The sequence below is a fragment of the Tsukamurella conjunctivitidis genome (assembly GCF_007858475.1).
Taxonomy (GTDB): domain Bacteria; phylum Actinomycetota; class Actinomycetes; order Mycobacteriales; family Mycobacteriaceae; genus Tsukamurella; species Tsukamurella conjunctivitidis.
The window spans coordinates 352648-369337 of the sequence record NZ_VIGX01000003.1; the positions used below are offsets into that span (position 1 = coordinate 352648).

A 16690-nucleotide genomic window follows, 5' to 3' on the forward strand; every position below is an offset into this window, starting at 1 on the left:
GCTACGCCGTCAGCCCCCGCCGCTCCAGCAGCGGCTCGATGTCGGGATCGGCGCCGCGGAAGTCGCGGTAGGCCTGCGAGGCGTCCACACTGCCACCGCGGGAGAGCACTGCGGCGCGCAGCTTCTCGCCGTTCTCGCGCGTCGGCCCGTCGTGCGCGGTGAACCAGGCGGAGGCGTCGGCGTCGAGCACTTCGGACCAGATGTAGCTGTAGTACCCGGCGCTGTACCCGCCCGAGAAGATGTGGTTGAAGAAGGGACCGCGGTACCGCGGCGGCACCCCGGCCACGTCCAAGCCCGCATCCGCGAGCGCGGCGGCCTCGAAGGCTTCCACGTCGGCGACCACGGTGCCCGGCTCGATCGTGTGCCAGGCCAGGTCGATCACGGCCGCCGCCAGGTACTCGACGGTGCTGAATCCCTCACCCCGTGTACCGGGCTCGAGGACGGACCGGCGCAGCCCCTCCGGCAGCGGCTCCCCCGTCTCGTGGTGCCGGGCGTAGCCGTCGAGGATCGTGGGCCAGGCGGCGAACATCTCGTTGAACTGGGACGGGAACTCGACGAAGTCGCGCGGCACGCTGGTCCCCGAGAAGTACGGGTAGGTCACGTCCGAGAGCAGGCCGTGCAGCGCGTGCCCGAACTCGTGGAAGACGGTGGTGACCTCGTCCCGGGTGAGCAACGCAGGCCGTCCCGTGGGCGGCCGAACGAAGTTGCACACGTTGATGATCACGGGCCGCGCGTCGAGCAAGCGCGACTGGTCCACGAAGCTCGTCATCCAGGCACCGCCCCGCTTGCTCGGCCGGGCGAAGTAGTCCCCGATGAACAGGCCGAGCGGCGCACCGTCCGGCCCGGTGACCTGCCACGCCCGCGCATCCGCGTGGTGCAGGGCGAGGTCGGTGCGTTCGGTGAAGCGGAGCCCGTACATGCGGGCGGCGGCCTCGAAGACACCCTGCTCGATGACCGTGTCCAGCGCGAGGAAGTCGCTGAGCTGCGGCCCCTCGTCGGTGTCCTCCCCCGCCTGCGCACGCTGTTCGGCGAGGCGGGCGTAGAAGGGCCAGTCCCAGGCCTCCATCGGGTGGCCGGCCAGTTCTTCCAGTTCGGCGCGCTCAGCGGCGGCGTTGCGCGCGGCCGGGACGGCGAGATCGCGCAGCATGCCGAGGGCCGCCTCGGCGGTGCCCGCGGTCTGATCGGCGATCTGGTACGCGGCGTGATGCGGGTACCCGAAGAGCGCGGCCCTTTCGGCGCGTAGAGCCGCGACGCGGGCGATCAGTTCGCGGGTGTCGTTCTCGTCCCCGCGCGTGTTCCGTTCCGACGATGCCTCGAAGACCTTGCGACGCGACTCCCGGTCGGTCAGGCGGGCGATGGTGGGCTGGTTCAGCGGGTAGCCCAGCGCGAGCAGGTAGCCGTCCCGTCCCGCGTCCCGTGCGGCCGCGCGGGCGGCGGCGACGGTATCCGCATCGAGGCCGTCGATCTCTGCTTCGGTCGCGAAGTGGACCGCCGAGGCGTTGGTCTCGGCGAGGGTGCGCCGGGAGAACTCGGTGGTGAGCTCGGCGAGCTCGGTGTTGATCGCGCGGAGGCGGTCCTGCGCGTCGGCGGCCAGCCCGGCGCCCGCGCGGGTGAAGCGCAGGTGGTAGCGCTCGACGAGACGCAGCTGCTCGGCGTCGAGGCCGAGTTCGGTGCGCCGGCTGTGCAGCTCGTCGATGCGGGCGAACAACGCCGCGTCCATGAGGATCGCGTCGAAGTGCGCCGACCAGCGCGGCGAGATCGCCGCCTGCGCCGCCTCCAGCGCGTCGGTCCGGTCGGTGGAGGTCATCGAGAAGAACACCGCGGCCACGCGCCCCAGCTCCTGTCCCGCGCGTTCCATCGCCTCGATCGTGTTCGCGAACGTGGCGGGTTCGGGACTCTCGGCGATCGCCGCGATGTCCCGACGGTGCCGGGCGAATCCCTCGGCGAACGCCTGCTCGTAGTCCACGTCCGCGAACGCGGCGAAGTCGGGCAGGGCGAAGGGCAGGGCGCTGGGGGCGAGAACGGCGTCGACGGTCACCTCTCGAACCTACCGCCCCCGCCTGCTCCACCTCAGGGCGAAGACGGGGAGATTGCGGGCGGGATCTGAATAGTTCCACGGATACCCCGCGGTCGCCGCCCGGCGAAGCTGGATCCCATGAGCGATCCGATTGCCCTTCCGACACTGTTCACGACGGAACCCGCGCCGCGCCGGGAACGCTCGGCGACCGCGGACACCGCCGCCGGCGTCGCGCTGTGGATCATCCTGCTCAGTGCGGCCTTCTGCACAGCGACCTTCGCCTGCCTCTACGCGATGGCTGCCGATGGCTGTCCCATCGACGGGCCGTGCGCCGCCGCCGATGCCGCGGGACGCGCTATAGCCACGCAGTGGGCAGGGGTGACCGCGATCGTCGTCGCCACCGCCGTCGCCACTGGCATCCAGGCACGCCGGAACCGGTACTGGTTCTACTGGCCGCTGGCGGGAATCGGTCTCGTCGCGCTCTGCACGCTCGTCACCGTCAGCATGGCCGACGCGGCGATGGCACTGTGAACCGGCACGACCGGCCGGTCATCGATCCGATTATCGGAGGGCTTCTCCTCGGCGTCCTGGGCGTCGCGGACTTCTTCGCGATCCTGTGGGCCTCGCTCGGGTTCGCCATGGCGTCCGACCCGTGCGCCGGGAGCGACTGCACGTCGACGGGGTGGCCCCCGGGGTCGGTATCGCCATCGTCGTCGGCGGCGCGGGGCTTGGCGGGCTGATCGCGCTCGTCGGCTACGGCCGAGCGCTCGACGACGGGAGGACCACCATCGGCTGGCCGTTCGTCGGTTTCGCCTTCACCGTGGTCGGGTGGAAGGTCGGCGCATGGCTCACCGCACCGATCTGGTGATCGCTCAGTCGGTGACGCTGATGCCCAGGTGGGCGGCGAAGACCTCCGCGAGGCCGACCACCTGCAGGTGCGACATGGTGGCGCCGGCGATGCCCTCGACGCCACGGATCCGCTCGACCTGCAGCCCACGCAGGTCGACGTGCTGCAGCTTCGCCCGCGAGACGTCGATCTCGCCCGCCGTGCAGTCCTCGAAGGCGACGCGCGTCAGGGCCGCGTCGGCGGCGTCGATCCCGTCGAGCATGCAACCCCGGAAGACCACGTCGGTCAGGCCGGCTCCCCGCAGGTTCACGAAGCCCAGCCGGACGTCGGTGAAGACCACGGACCGTAGTTTCGACTCCATGAGCTCGACGGCGCCGATCCGGGCGTCGTCGACCTCGACCTGGCGGAACGTCGACCGCGAGGCCCGGAAACCCGTGGCGAACAGTCCCGCGATCCGCGTCTCGAGGAACGCCGACTCGGTGAAGATCGCGTCGCGGACCTCCCACCCGGCGAGTTCGCACTCGCTGAAGGTGATACCGCTCAGGTCGCGTCCCTTGACCGTCGGCCCGGCGAACCGGCGCCGGTCCTCGGTGCTGTCCGGCGTCAGCTCGTCGGCGTCGCCCTCCTCGAGATCCGCCAACCGCAGCGGCGCGATCTTCGGCGCGGCGAGACCGGCCATCAGTCCAGGACCCCCGCGACGGCGCGGAGTCGCGCTTCCGCGTCCGCGGCGATGCTCTCGACCACCTCGCGGGCGGGACGCACCGCGTCGACCAGGCCCGCGGCCTGACCCGCGTACACCACCCCGACCTCGGGCATCGTTCCGTCGTACGCGGCGCTGACCGCCTCCTCCGTTCCGGACGAGGGGACGGCACCGTCGCCGTCGTGCCACCGCGCGGTGAAGTCGTTGGTGAGCGCCCGGCCGAACCACCGTGTCGGCCACGGCTGATGGCGAGCCTTGTCGAAGACGTCGGTGTACACGGTGTCGGCGCTACGCGCCTTGAGCAGCGCCGGGATCGCGTAGTCGGGTCCCACGGTCTCGGGCGAGGCGAGGAGCGCCGTGCCGATCAGCGCACCCTGGGCACCCGCGGCGAGGACGGCCGCGAGACCCGCACCGGTACCGATGCCACCCGCCGCGAGGACGGGGAGCTCCGTGGCCCGCAGCACCTCCTGCAGTAGCGGCAGGGTGGCGATCCGGCCGGTGTGGCCGCCCGCCTCACCGCCCTGGGCGACCACGGCGTCGACACCGGCGGCCTCCACCTCGCGCAGATCGTCGACGGAGTTGATCTGGGAGATCACCACGGCCCCGGCATCCTTGCACCGCTGCACGAACGGAGCGGGGTCACCGAAGGAGAGCGACACGAGCTTCGGCGCCTCCGCGAGCACCGAGTCGAGCAGTTCGGGGCTCTCGGCGAGCGACCAGGTCTGCAACCCGAACGCGAGTGGCGCGGACTCGCCCGCGGCGGCGCGGATGACCCGCAGTTGCTCGTCGATCCACTCGGGAGTCGCGTACCGTGCGGCGCCGATCATTCCCAATCCGCCGGCGGCCGTGACCTGCCCTGCGAGTTCACCGCCGGCGCGGCCGCCCATGGGGGCGCCGAGGATCGGCAGATCGATGTCCAGGGAGCGCGTCAGCCAGGTGTTCCACACACCGACGAGGCTACGCCCGTGGCAGGATTCCGCCATGGGCACCACCGCATCCGTCGATCCCGAGATCCGCCGCATCCGCGCACTCCGACTCCGGGCGCAGGGACTCGTCCCGGGGGTCCGGAAGTGGCGTTCCGCGCCGGACGCGGCACGGGGCATGCTCGCGATCCAGGCGCAGGACGGGGCCGCCGCTCGGTTCGCCCTCTCGCTCCGCGCGTCCGACCGTCCCGACGACGCGACCGTGCTCGACGACCTCGCCCAGCGGCGCATCACCCGGAACCGTCCCGCGCGGGGCACCCTGCAGATCACCGCGCCCGAGGACTTGCACTGGCTGAGCGCCGCGCTCACCGTCCGCTCGCGATCGGAGGCCGCGAAGCGCCGCCCGCAGTTGGGAATCACCGAGACGATGATGGCGGACGCCGAGCGGATCATCCGCGCGGAGCTCGCCGGCGGCGTCTCGCGCACCAGACCCGAACTCGTCGCGGCGTGCGCCGACGCGGGCCTACCGCTGGACAATTCGCAGACCGGGAACATTCTGCGCGACCTCACCGAGCTCATGGCCATCGTCTTCGCCGACCCCGTACCGAAGACCGACGTCTTCGCCCTCGCCGACGACTGGATCCACGACCGCCGAGACCCCGAACACGCCCTGGGCGAGGCGGTCTCCCGATTCGTCGGCTCCCGCGGACCCGTGACCCGTCAGGACATCGGGAAGTGGGCCTACCTCCCGATGGGCGCGGTCGACGAGGGCATCGAGGCCGCGGGCGGCACCGTCGAGTGGGTGACCCTGGCGGGGACCCGGTACCTGGTCGCGCCCGGCACCGTCGACCTGACGGACGCACAGATCGATGAGGCACTGGCACGCCCCCTCATGCTCCCGGGCTTCGACGAGTACATCATCGGATACGGCTCCCGCGCACCGCAGCTCGACGAGTCGCACCTCAGCCGAATCGTCCCCGGACGCAACGGTGTCTTCAAGCCGATGGTGGTGATCGACGGTGAGATCGTGGGCGTCTGGAGCAGGCGTGCCACAACGAAGTCGGTGACCGTCACCGTAGAGCCCTTCACGAGGATCACGGCAGCGGCCAGACACCGCCTCGCCGCACCCGTCCGCGAGTACGGCGGGTTCCTCGGCACCGACGCCACCCTCGCATAACCCTCCGACCTGCCGCATCACCCGATACGCTGCGATCGTGAAGACGATCGCAGCACGGACGGCGCCGCTCGCAGTGGCCTGCCTCCTCCTCGCCGGATGCACCACGACCACGGGCGGCACGGCCCTCCCGGCGAGCGCGACGACGACCGCGTCGACAGCACCCACCACAGCGGAAGCACCGGCAACGAGCGGTACCGCGGCGACGAGCAGTGCTCCCGCCGACGCACCCGCTGGAGGCGGGCGCGTGGTGGGGTCAGCGGTCATGCGGGTGACGGGTTCGGCCGCACCCGTGACCATCCGGTACCGCATCAACGGCGGACCGGAGCAGGTCGAGACGGCCGCGACGCTGCCCTGGGAGCGCACCTTCGAAGCCCGCGATCAGGTGTCGAGCAGCGTCTCGGCCGATGCGGGCGCGGAGATCCTCACCTGCACCATCATGATGGGGTCGCTCCTCATCAGCTTCAAGGTGGACCCCACACCCTCCTGCACCTTCTACTACGCCGAATGACGTAGCCGCGCACCGCGATGCCGGGATCGGGCCCCACGGTGCGCGACCCGACGCAGATCAGTTGCGTGCGACGAAGTAGTTGTTGCTGTAATTGATGTCGAAGCTGCTGGTCGCGGTGTGCACCCACGTCGACCGGAAGGGACAGCCCCAGGTCGGCACGGTACGGGTGGTGGCGAAGCCCTGGCCGGGCGCCAGCGTCGCACGTCCCTGGCCCCCGCCTCCGCCGAAGCCCAACCAGACGTTGACGGCGGGCACGTTGCCGTTGTTACGGACGTAGCCGTGGTCGGTCTGCGAGTTGGTCTCCGCGCGCCCCGGCAACGGCCCTCCGCACGAGATCCCTCCCGTGACCTGCAGATCCACGATGGGTACGAACGCGCTCGCGGACGGTGCGGTGACCAGCGACGAGGCGCCGACGATCGCGGCCGAGACGGCCGCCAATGCGAATTTCCTCATGATTCGATTCCCCTGTTCCCCGATCGAACTTCTTCGGACGCGGCGCATTTTCGACCGCGAGCGCCGAGGTGGCGCTGTCTGTCTTGTCGGTACGGCTGGGCCCACTGTTACGGCGGCCACATCACGATTCGGATTCGTTCAGCACGAATCCCGTTATCCTTCCGCCACTTCCGTGCAACAGACCCGCGACCTCGCCGCCCACCAGGCCAGCGATTCGTTCCACAGAGGTGCGGAAGTGCCTGAAGTTTCCCACGATTCGCACGGGATGATAGCTCGCGCTAGTTGAGTCGCCAGTCCTCATAGGCGCGGGGATCGCCCAGCGGCTCGGTGTGGATCGTGGTCCGCAGATCCGCGAACCGCTCCGCGAGCTCCTGCTCCACCTGCTCGGAGAGGTCGTGCGCGTGGTCGACGGTCCAGTCACCGGGGACGAGCATGTGCATCTGCACGAACCGCTCGTGCCCGGACTCCCGGGTCCGCAGGTCGTGGAACTCGACGCCCTGGACGCGATGCCGGTCCAGCACCTCCTCGATCCGTGCGAGGTCCTCGTCGGGCATAGCCGCATCCATGAGCCCGGCTCCGGACCGCAGCACCAGTCGCACACCCACGATCAGGATGTTGATCGCCACGGCGATCGCGATGAGCGGATCCAACGGCAGCCAGCCCGTCAGCGCGACAAGGAGGACGCCGGCGATCACGCCGACCGTCGTCCACACGTCGGTGAGGAGGTGTTTGCCGTCTGCCTGCAGGGCGAGGGAACGGTGCTCCCGCCCGACCCGCAGGAGGTAGACGCCGACGGCACCGTTGATGGCCGTCGCGAGCACGGAGATCGCGAGGCCCAGCCCGACCTGCTCCAGTTCCTGCGGGTTGAACAGGCGATTCACCGCGGAGACGATGATGACCCCGGCGGCGACCACGATCATCACGCCCTCGAGGACAGCGGAGAAGTACTCGGCCTTGGTGTGCCCGAAGTTGTGGCCGCTGTCCGCGGGCCGCGCGACCACCCGCAGCGCGATGTACGCCGCCACCGCGGCGACCAGGTTCACCGAGGACTCGGCGGCGTCGGAGAGCAGGCCCACCGAGCCGGTCAGCAGCCAGGCGACGACCTTGAGGCCGATCGTGACCACACCGGCCGCGATGGCGACGAGCGCGTACTTCGAGAGGTCCGGGCGCAACGGGGCCGTCGGCCCGTGATCATGACCACCGCCCATGACCGTTCCCTACTTGCCCTTGGGCTTGTCCGACGCGGCGTCCGACGACAGCGCGGCGACGAAGGCCTCCTGCGGCACGTCGACCCGGCCGATCGTCTTCATGCGCTTCTTGCCCTCCTTCTGCTTCTCCAGCAGTTTGCGCTTACGGCTGATGTCGCCGCCGTAGCACTTAGCGAGGACGTCCTTGCGGATGGCGCGGATGTTCTCACGGGCGATGATCTTGGAACCGATCGCGGCCTGCACCGGCACCTCGAACTGCTGGCGCGGGATGAGCTCCTTGAGCTTGACCGTCATCTTGTTGCCGTACGCCTGCGCGCCGTCCCGGTGCACGATCGCACTGAAGGCGTCGACGGCCTCACCCTGCAGCAGGATGTCCACTTTGACCAGGTCGGACTGCTGTTCGCCCGACTCCTCGTAGTCGAGCGAGGCGTAGCCGCGGGTGCGGGACTTCAGCGAGTCGAAGAAGTCAAAGATGATCTCGGCCATCGGCAACGTGTAGCGCAGCTCCACGCGGCTCTCGGACAGGTAGTCCATGCCGCCGAGCTCGCCCCGTCGCGCCTGGCACAGCTCCATGATCGTGCCGACGAACTCGCTGGGCGCGATGATCGTGGTCTTGGTGATCGGTTCGTAGGTCTCGCGCAGTTTGCCGTCGGGCCAGTCGGACGGGTTGGTGACGATCTGCTCCTTGCCGTCCTCGCCGACGACGCGGTAGACCACGTTCGGCGAGGTGGAGATCAGATCGAGGCCGAACTCGCGCTGCAGCCGCTCCCGGGTGATCTCCATGTGCAGGAGCCCGAGGAAGCCGCAGCGGAAGCCGAAGCCCAGCGCGACCGAGGTCTCCGGCTCGTAGGTGAGTGCCGCGTCGTTGAGCTGCAGTTTGTCGAGTGCCTCGCGCAGGGCCGGGTAGTCCGAGCCATCGACGGGATACAGGCCGGAGTACACCATCGGCCGCGGCTCCTGGTACCCCGTGAGGGCCTCCTCCGCGCCATTGCGCGCACTCGTCACGGTGTCGCCGACCTTCGACTGACGCACGTCCTTCACGCCGGTGATGAGATAGCCCACCTCGCCCACACCGAGGCCCTTCGTGGCCTTCGGCTCCGGCGAGACGATGCCCACCTCGAGCAGCTCGTGGGTCGCGCCCGTCGACATCATCTTGATCTTCTCGCGCGGGACGATCTTGCCGTCGACCACGCGGATGTAGGTGACGACGCCGCGGTAGGTGTCGTAGACCGAGTCGAAGATCATCGCGCGGGCCGGGGCGTCGGCGTCGCCGACGGGGGCGGGCACGCGCTCGATCACGCGGTCGAGAAGAGCACCGACACCCTCGCCGGTCTTGCCCGAGACGCGCAGCACATCGTCGGGCTCGCAGCCGATGATGTGCGCGATCTCCTCGGCGTACCGGTCCGGATCGGCAGCCGGCAGGTCGATCTTGTTGAGGACCGGAATGATCTCCAAGTCCTTGTCCATCGCCAGGTACAGGTTCGCGAGGGTCTGCGCCTCGATGCCCTGCGCGGCGTCCACGAGCAACACAGCACCCTCGCAGGCCTCCAGCGCGCGCGAGACCTCGTAGGTGAAGTCCACGTGCCCGGGGGTGTCGATGAGGTGGAGGACGTACTCGTCCTTCGTCCCGTCCTCGGCGGTCACTGTCCACGGCAACCGGACGTTCTGCGCCTTGATGGTGATGCCGCGCTCGCGCTCGATGTCCATGCGATCGAGGTACTGCGCCCGCATGGCGCGCTCCTCGACCACACCCGTGAGCTGCAGCATCCGGTCGGCCAGGGTCGACTTGCCGTGGTCGATGTGCGCGATGATGCAGAAGTTACGGATCCGGGCGGGATCCGTGAAGGTGGTGTCGGCGAAGCTGGGAATCGGTCTCACTCCTCGGGCGGCTGGCCGGGTTCCCGGCACACGTCACCTTTCAGTTTCTCATGCCGCAGCGAACGGGCGCACCATGGTGAGCTGGTGGACCCGCGCGCCGCGGTATCGGACGCCCGGCACCGTCGGGCTCGGGCCGTACGGGACGAACCCGTGACGCTCGAAGAACCGGATCGCGCGCGGGTTCTCGACCAGCGTCTGGAGATGGCAACCGGCCCCGTCCAGGGCGCCCATCCAGGCCTCCATGAGCCCGTCCGCCGCGCCCGTGCCGCGCGCCTCCGGCGCGACGTCGATGTGCAGGTGCGCGGGCCAACGGTCGTCGTGCAGTTCTCCCGAGGCCGACGGCTCGCGGCGGCACACCGTCGCCATGTCGAGCGCCGCGCGCCCGAAGAAGCGGGCGGTCGCCGGCCGCAGCAGCACGGCCGGGCTGCGGAGCGCGCCGATCAGGCGATCGTCCTCCGACGGCAGGGCGGCGCCCGGCGGGCAGCCCGTGAGGTAGCCGACGAGGGCCCCGTCCGTCTCGGCGACGAACAGCGATTCCGGGCAGTGCTCGATGTAGGGATCGAGGTAGACGGCTCGTTCGGACTCCGGGTGGCGCCACAGGTCCCCCGACGGGGAGCCCTCCCCCGCTCGGATGAAGAGGGCACGCAGAGCCTCCGCGTCGGAGGCCCGGTAGGTGCGGATCACGGCCGTCGCGCCCCATCCGGGGAATGACCGTCCTCGTCCGGTTTCATGGCGTCCACGGTAACGTCGAACGACATGAGTGATTCTGAATCCTCACGAACATCGAAACCAGCAGAGACGACACCGACACCGACGAGCTCCTTGAACCGCCGAGTCTTCATCGCCGCCGCAGGCTCGGTCGTGGCCTTCGCCCTCTGGGCGCTCGCCTCTCCCGGAACCGCGGAGAGTGTGATCAGCGGCGTCGTCACCTTCATCACCACCTGGTTCGGATGGTGGTACTTCCTCCTCGCGACGGTGATCGTCGGCGTCGTGGTCTTCATCGGCTTGAGCCGCTACGGCACCTACCGCCTCGGCCCCGAGGAGTCCCGGCCCGAGTACAGCCTGTTCACCTGGACGTCGATGCTGTTCGCGGCGGGCATCGGCATCGACCTGATGTTCTTCTCCGTGGCCGAACCCGTGAGCCACTACCTCAATCCCCCGGTCGGCTCCGGCGAGAACAATCACGCCGCGCGCGAGGCCGTCACCTGGACGGTCTTCCACTACGGCGTCACCGGCTGGGCGATGTACGCACTGATGGGCGGAGCGCTCGCCTACTTCGCCTTCCGCCACAACCTTCCGCTGACGATCCGTGCAGCGCTCTACCCGATCCTGGGCAAGCGCGTGCACGGCCGGCTCGGCGACGCCGTCGACGTGGCCGCCGTGCTCGGCACCATCTTCGGCATCGCCACGTCGCTGGGCATCGGCATCGTCCAGCTCAACTACGGACTGCACGAGCTGTTCGGCGTGCCACAGGGCAAAGCCGCGCAGATCGGTCTCATCGTGCTGTCCGTGATCGTCGCGACGATCTCGGCGACCTCCGGTGTCGACAAGGGCATCCGGCGGCTCAGCGAGCTCAACGTGATCCTGGCGATCCTGTTGCTCGTCTACATCCTGGTGGCGGGCCGCACCGACTTCCTGCTCAACGGACTGGTCCAGAACACGGGCGACTACCTCTCGACCTTCCTCGACCGCACGATGGACACCTTCGCGTGGGGCCAGATCAATCCGGAGACCGCGGGGAACGATCCACGCGGCTGGCTCGACTCCTGGACGTTGTTCTTCTGGGCGTGGTGGGTGGCGTGGGCACCTTTCGTGGGCCTGTTCCTCGCCCGCATCTCGCGCGGCCGCACGTTGCGCCAGTTCGTCTTCGGCGTGCTCGTCGTGCCGTTCAGCTTCATCCTCGTGTGGATCTCGATCTTCGGGAACAGCGCCCTCGAGGTCGCGCGCGGCGACAAGACCTTCGCCGAGGCGACCGCGTCGACCCCTGAGGTGGGCTTCTACTCGCTGCTCGAGACGTACCCCGGCGCCCCCTTGCTGCTCGCCGTCGCGACCATCACCGGCCTGCTGTTCTACGTCACGAGCGCCGACTCCGGCTCGCTGGTGATGGGCAACTTCACGTCGAAACTCGACGATCCGATGGCGGACTGCGCCCGCAGCACCCGCATCTTCTGGTCCTTCGCGATCGGTCTGCTGACCCTTGCCATGCTGTTCGCGGGCAACGACGGATCGATCGTGACGCTGCAGAAGGCGACGATCATCATGGGCCTGCCCTTCTCGTTCGTGCTCGCCCTGGTGGGACTCTCGCTGCTGCGCGCTCTGCACACCGAGTCGTACAAGCTGGACAGCTACCGCACGGCGCTGCCGAAGTCCCTGGCCGCGGGCCGCGGCAGCAGCGAGCCGGGCAGTTGGCGCAGGCGGCTGCTGGCGACGGTCCACTACCCGAGCCGCAACGCCACGCTGAAGTTCCTGGAGAACACCGTCGGTCCCGCGATGCGGGACGTGGCCGCGGAGTTCGCGTCCGAAGGGGTGTCGGCCTCGATCGACGAGTCGGGGCGCAGCGAGTCGCTGCCCTCCCCCACGCTCACCGTCGACCTGGCCGGCGAGCCGCACTTCGAGTACTGCGTGTGGCCCGTCTCCGCCCCCGCACCGAGCTACGCGATCCTCGCGCAGCGATCCGACGACCGCTACTTCCGCTGCGAGGTCTACCTCGCCGAGGGCTCCCAGGGGTACACGCTCAACGGCTACACCCGCGAGCAGATCATCGGCGACATCCTCGACCAGTACGAGCGGCACCTCGGTTACCTGCACCTGCGGCGCGCCGCATCCGACCACCACGACGGCCACGACGAATCCACCGACACCCGAACCGATCCCGACCCTGAAGCGTCCGCAGAACCCGAAGGGACACCCGCATGACCGAACCCACCCTGTTCATCGACGGCGCCTGGCGCCACAGCGAGAGCGGCGGAACCCGCACGATCGTCTGCCCCGCCGACGGCACCGAGGTCGGCATCGTCGACGAGGCGACCCCGGCCGACACCGAGGCCGCGATCGCCGCGGCCCGCCGCGCCTTCGACACCGGCCCGTGGCCGCACATCCCCGCCGCCGAGCGCGGCGATCTACTGCTCGCCGTCGCCGACGCCCTCGACCGCCGCCGCGACGAGTTCGCCCGCGCGGAGACGCTCGACACCGGCAAGCGCCTGTACGAGTCGGAGCTCGACATGGCCGACATCGCCGCCTGCTTCCGCTACTTCGGCAAGCTCGCCGGTCAGGAGAGCGGCCGTATCGTCGACGCCGGGTCGGCGGACGTCGCCTCGCAGATCGTGTACGAGCCCGTGGGCGTGTGCGGGATGATCACTCCCTGGAACTACCCCCTGTTGCAGGCGGCGTGGAAGGTCGCGCCGGCGCTGGCCGCCGGAGACACCTTCGTGCTCAAACCCTCCGAGCTGACGCCGCACACCTCGATCCTGCTGATGAAGGTGCTCCAGGAGGTCGGCCTGCCCGCGGGCGTCGCCAACCTCGTGCTCGGCGCGGGTGCGCAGGCGGGCGCGCCGCTCTCCACCCATCCGGACGTGGATCTCGTGTCCTTCACCGGCGGACTGGTGACCGGCCGGATCATCGCCGCGAACGCCGCCGGCACCGTCAAGAAGGTCGCACTCGAGCTGGGCGGCAAGAACCCCAACGTGATCTTCGCCGACAGCTGCGCCACGCCGGAGGGCCTGGCCGCGGCCGTCGACAACGCCCTCAACGCCGCCTTCCTGCACTCCGGACAGGTGTGCTCGGCGGGTGCGCGGCTCGTGATCGAGGAGTCGGTGCACGACGTCTTCGTCGACGAGCTGGTGCGCCGCGCCGAGGGGATCCGCCAGGGTCTCCCCTACGCCGAGGGCACGGAAACGGGGCCGCTGATCTCCGCGGCGCACCGGGACAAGGTGCACGCCTACGTCGAGAAGGCGCGCGAGGACGGCGCGATCGTCCGCACGGGCGGCGCCTTCGCCACGGGCGATCAGGGGTCCGGCGCGCTCGACGCCGGCTACTTCTACCTCCCGACGGTGCTGGACCGCTGCGATCCGTCGATGGCCTGCGTGCACGACGAGGCCTTCGGGCCGACCGTCACCGTCGAGACCTTCACCACGGAGGACGAGGCCGTGTCGATCGCCAACGACACGGAGTACGGGCTGGCGGGCGCTGTGTGGTCGGCGGACGGCGGCCGCGCCAAGCGCGTGGCGCGGCGGCTGCGGCACGGCACCGTCTGGATCAACGACTTCGGGCCGTACCTCCCCCAAGCCGAGTGGGGTGGTTTCGGCGCCTCGGGCATCGGGCGTGAGCTCGGGCCCACGGGCCTCGGCGAATACCTCGAGGCCAAGCACGTCTACGAGAACCTGCGGCCGTCCGTCACCGGGTGGTTCGCCGAGCGGAAGGACGAGAAGTGAGCAGCGAGACCTTCGATTACGTGGTGGTGGGCGCCGGTTCCGCCGGGGCGGCCGTCGCCGCCCGCCTCTCCGAGGACCCGGCGGTGACGGTCTGCCTGCTGGAGGCCGGACCGTCCGACGTGGGCGACGACGCGATCCTGCAACTGGACCGCTGGATGGAGCTGCTCGAATCCGGTTACGACTGGGACTACCCCATCGAGCCGCAGGAGAACGGCAACTCCTTCATGCGGCACGCCCGCGCGAAGGTGTTGGGCGGCTGTAGTTCCCACAACAGCTGCATCGCCTTCTGGGCGCCCCGCGAGGACCTGGACTCGTGGGAGCACGATCACGGCGCCACCGGCTGGGGCGCGGATTCGGTGTACCGCCTGTACCCGACGATCGAGAGCAACGACGCCCCCGGCGACCACCACGGGCGATCCGGACCGGTGCACATCATGACCGTGCCGCCGAACGATCCGTGCGGCGTCGCGCTGCTCGACGCCTGCGAGGAGGTCGGCATCCCCCGCGCGGAGTTCAACTCCGGGACCACGGTCACCAACGGCGCCAACTTCTTCCAGATCAACCGTCGCGCCGACGGGACGCGGTCCTCCTCGTCGGTGAGCTACCTGCACCCGATCCTGGACCGGGAGAACCTGACCATCCGTACCGGCGCGTGGGCCAAGCGCGTCGTCTTCGACACCTCCGGCGATCTGCCGCGTGCCACCGGCGTGGACATCACGGACAACGCCTTCGGGCGCACCACCTTCGTCGAGGCGCGCCGCGAGGTGATCGTGAGCGCGGGCGCGATCGACTCGCCGAAGCTGCTGATGCTCTCGGGGATCGGGCCCGCGGATCACCTGCGGGAGACCGGCATCGACGTCCTCGTCGACTCGCCGGGTGTGGGCGCGCACCTGCAGGATCACCCGGAGGGCGTGATCGGCTTCGAGACCTCGCGGCCGATGGTGCGCGAATCCACGCAGTGGTGGGAGATCGGGATCTTCACCCCCACTGAGTACGGCCTGGACCGGCCGGACCTGATGATGCACTACGGCAGCGTGCCCTTCGACATGCACACGGTGCGGCAGGGCTACCCCACCGCGGAGAACACCTTCTGCCTCACGCCGAACGTCACGCACGCGCGCTCGCGCGGCACCGTCCGGCTGCGGACCCGCGATTTCCGGGACAAGCCCAAGGTCGATCCGCGGTACTTCACCGATCCCGAGGGACACGACCTCAAGGTCATGATCGCCGGGATCCGGAAGGCGCGCGAGATCGCGGAGGCGGGCCCGCTGAAGGACTGGATCGAGCGGGAGCTCTACCCCGGCCCCGGGGCGCAGACCGACGCCGAACTGGCCGACTACATCCGACGCACGCACAACACCGTCTACCACCCGGCGGGCACGGTGCGGATGGGCGCCGTCGACGACCCGATGTCGCCGCTGGACCCGGAACTGCGGGTCAAGGGCACCGCGGGACTGCGGGTGGCGGACGCCTCCGTCTTCCCCGAGCACACCACGGTGAACCCGAACATCACCGTGATGCTCGTGGGCGAGCGCTGCGCCGAACTGGTGACCGCGAGCCGCTGACCGTCCCGCTCCGGATCAGCGCGCGGCCAGACGGGCCGGGAGGCCGAAGGCCTCGAACCGGTCCGCCTGATCGAGGCACGTGGTCACCCGGGTGACACGGGCGCCGTCGGATTCGACGACGACGAGGGCGAACGGGACCATCCCGTCCTCGTCGCCCGGCGCGTACTGACCGAACGCGGGTGCGCCGTTCGCGGTCGTCGGGACGAGGCGGTGCCCGACGCAGGCGTCACCCCCCGCGAACATCGCGGCGTAGTCCTCGGCGCCGCGGAGCCAGAAGGCGACGGGCGGCATGGAGAAGACCACGTCCTCCGCCAACAGCGCGGCCAGGCCGGCGGCATCGTGCCGCTCGAAGGCGCGCACGAAGCCGTCGAGCAGCCGGGTGTCCACCTCGCCCGCCGGAACATCCGACGGTGCCGGGGCCGCACCGGCGAGAACCTTCCGGGCGCGCTGCAGCGACGAGTGCGCCGCCGCCGCGCTGATCCCCAGGATCGCCGCGGTCTCGGCGGCGCTGTGCCGGTACACGTCGCGCAGCACGAGCACGGCGCGCTGGGGCGGCGTCAGGTGCTGCAGCGCCGCGACGAAGGCCATCCGGATCGTCTCGTGCCGCTCGGCGGCCGCCGCCGGATCGGACTCCGCGGTGTCGGGCAGCGGCGTCACCCAACTCCCGGGAGGCAGCTCGGCGAAGGCCTGCTCTCCGGCTCCGCCCCGCTCGGACAGGTCGGTCGGCAGTGCTCGGCGCGCGGCGGCGCGGAGCAGATCGATGCAGTAGCGCGACGCGATCGCGTACGCCCAGGTCCGGACGCTCGCGCGGGCGGGGTCGTAGCCGTCCCGCGCGCGCCACAGCCGCAGCAGCACCTCCTGCGCGGCGTCCTCCGCGCCGGCCCCGTCACCGATCATCCGGTAGCAGTGGCGGACCAGCTCGGGCCGCAGGTCACCGAGGACGCTCTCATCGATCACCGCGTCGTCGATCACCGCCACGGGGCG

15 protein-coding genes are annotated in these 16690 nt (G+C 70.1%); 7 read left to right on the top strand and 8 right to left on the bottom strand.

Translation table 11 applies throughout. The annotated features are described in order from the left end of the window. Position 1: 1 nt before the first annotated feature. Entirely contained in the window at positions 2 to 2038 is a 2037-nt protein-coding gene (locus tag FK530_RS08760; RefSeq protein WP_146486628.1) for a M3 family metallopeptidase, read from the bottom strand. 117 nt (positions 2039 to 2155) lie between these two features. Here FK530_RS08760 and FK530_RS08765 point away from each other — a divergent pair, with 117 nt between their 5' ends. Beyond that, entirely contained in the window at positions 2156 to 2548 is a 393-nt protein-coding gene (locus FK530_RS08765) for a hypothetical protein (RefSeq protein ID WP_146486629.1), read from the top strand. A gap of 121 nt (positions 2549 to 2669) precedes the next feature. Continuing rightward, a complete protein-coding gene (locus tag FK530_RS08770) occupies positions 2670 to 2885 on the top strand; it encodes a hypothetical protein (RefSeq protein ID WP_146486630.1) in 216 nt (71 codons plus the stop codon). A 4-nt stretch (positions 2886 to 2889) separates the two neighbouring features. Here FK530_RS08770 and FK530_RS08775 read toward each other — a convergent pair whose 3' ends face one another. Together FK530_RS08775 and FK530_RS08780 are read right to left on the bottom strand one after the other, a co-directional pair. Continuing rightward, positions 2890 to 3543 (bottom strand): pentapeptide repeat-containing protein, encoded by a 654-nt coding sequence (locus FK530_RS08775; protein WP_146486631.1) that lies wholly within the window; start codon positions 3541 to 3543, stop codon positions 2890 to 2892. Further along, positions 3543 to 4547, bottom strand: coding sequence for an NAD(P)H-dependent flavin oxidoreductase (locus FK530_RS08780; RefSeq protein WP_191834060.1), 1005 nt, complete (start codon positions 4545 to 4547; stop codon positions 3543 to 3545). The genes FK530_RS08775 and FK530_RS08780 overlap by 1 nt, the downstream gene beginning before the upstream one ends. On the opposite strand from FK530_RS08780, the gene FK530_RS08785 reads away from it, so the two are divergent. Beyond that, a complete protein-coding gene (locus tag FK530_RS08785; protein WP_146486633.1) occupies positions 4546 to 5664 on the top strand; it encodes a winged helix DNA-binding domain-containing protein in 1119 nt (372 codons plus the stop codon). The two genes, FK530_RS08780 and FK530_RS08785, sit on opposite strands and share 2 nt — an antisense overlap. Positions 5665 to 5701: 37 nt before the next feature. Next, positions 5702 to 6172: a hypothetical protein gene (locus FK530_RS26645; protein WP_231706552.1), complete on the top strand. Its 471-nt coding sequence runs from the start codon at positions 5702 to 5704 to the stop codon at positions 6170 to 6172. A gap of 57 nt (positions 6173 to 6229) precedes the next feature. Here the strand turns inward: FK530_RS26645 and FK530_RS08795 are convergent, their stop codons facing one another. The 4 genes from FK530_RS08795 to FK530_RS08810 form a co-directional block, all read right to left on the bottom strand. Continuing rightward, positions 6230 to 6625 (bottom strand): hypothetical protein, encoded by a 396-nt coding sequence (locus FK530_RS08795; protein WP_146486634.1) that lies wholly within the window; start codon positions 6623 to 6625, stop codon positions 6230 to 6232. Between the two features lie 278 nt (positions 6626 to 6903). Further along, on the bottom strand, positions 6904 to 7833 hold the full coding sequence (locus tag FK530_RS08800; protein WP_146486635.1) for a cation diffusion facilitator family transporter: 930 nt from the start codon (positions 7831 to 7833) through the stop codon (positions 6904 to 6906). A 9-nt stretch (positions 7834 to 7842) separates the two neighbouring features. Continuing rightward, positions 7843 to 9711: a translation elongation factor 4 gene (lepA, locus tag FK530_RS08805; protein ID WP_146486636.1), complete on the bottom strand. Its 1869-nt coding sequence runs from the start codon at positions 9709 to 9711 to the stop codon at positions 7843 to 7845. A gap of 48 nt (positions 9712 to 9759) precedes the next feature. After that, positions 9760 to 10395, bottom strand: a complete 636-nt coding sequence (locus tag FK530_RS08810; RefSeq protein WP_146486637.1) for a GNAT family N-acetyltransferase — start codon at positions 10393 to 10395, stop codon at positions 9760 to 9762. A 72-nt stretch (positions 10396 to 10467) separates the two neighbouring features. On the opposite strand from FK530_RS08810, the gene betT reads away from it, so the two are divergent. Genes betT through FK530_RS08825 form a run of 3 tightly spaced genes read left to right on the top strand, consistent with a single transcriptional unit; the run spans position 10468 to position 15706 of the window. Beyond that, positions 10468 to 12627, top strand: a complete 2160-nt coding sequence (betT, locus tag FK530_RS08815) for a choline BCCT transporter BetT (protein WP_146486638.1) — start codon at positions 10468 to 10470, stop codon at positions 12625 to 12627. Continuing rightward, complete coding sequence (locus tag FK530_RS08820; protein WP_146486639.1) at positions 12624 to 14141, top strand: aldehyde dehydrogenase family protein; 1518 nt, start codon at positions 12624 to 12626, stop codon at positions 14139 to 14141. The genes betT and FK530_RS08820 overlap by 4 nt, the downstream gene beginning before the upstream one ends. After that, positions 14138 to 15706 (top strand): GMC family oxidoreductase, encoded by a 1569-nt coding sequence (locus tag FK530_RS08825; protein WP_146486640.1) that lies wholly within the window; start codon positions 14138 to 14140, stop codon positions 15704 to 15706. The genes FK530_RS08820 and FK530_RS08825 overlap by 4 nt, the downstream gene beginning before the upstream one ends. A gap of 15 nt (positions 15707 to 15721) precedes the next feature. Here FK530_RS08825 and FK530_RS08830 read toward each other — a convergent pair whose 3' ends face one another. Then, on the bottom strand, positions 15722 to 16684 hold the full coding sequence (locus FK530_RS08830) for an RNA polymerase subunit sigma-70 (protein WP_146486641.1): 963 nt from the start codon (positions 16682 to 16684) through the stop codon (positions 15722 to 15724). Positions 16685 to 16690: the final 6 nt, after the last annotated feature.